Source organism: Bacillus sp. SIMBA_074 (assembly GCF_046534555.1).
Classification (GTDB): domain Bacteria; phylum Bacillota; class Bacilli; order Bacillales; family Bacillaceae_G; genus Bacillus_A; species Bacillus_A mycoides.
Genome location: NZ_JAWRYM010000996.1, coordinates 1 through 248 on the forward strand (window position 1 = coordinate 1; position 248 = coordinate 248).

Below are 248 nucleotides of genomic sequence, written 5' to 3' on the forward strand. Positions count from 1 at the left end.
CCTGCCTCATGCACCTAGTGCTCAATTAGCAGAGTCCCAAGCTGAGCAAATCGTCCAGGTCCTTGTGAAAAAATGGGCAAATGAACCACTTCCAGAAAGCTTCCCTACCATGAAATTAAAAGGGACATTAGGCTCTCTTGGGAAGAAACAAGGTTTTGGTCTTGTTGCAAACCGCCCTATTACGGGAAGAGTGGCACGATTAATGAAATCAGGCATTCTCTGGATGTATAAATACCATAACGGTTGAT

1 pseudogene is annotated in these 248 nt (G+C 44.4%); it reads left to right on the forward strand.

The annotated features are described in order from the left end of the window. Nucleotides 1-247 (forward strand): annotated as a pseudogene (locus SB773_RS33765) (NAD(P)/FAD-dependent oxidoreductase); the annotation flags it as partial. Between the last annotated feature and the right edge of the window lies 1 nt (nt 248).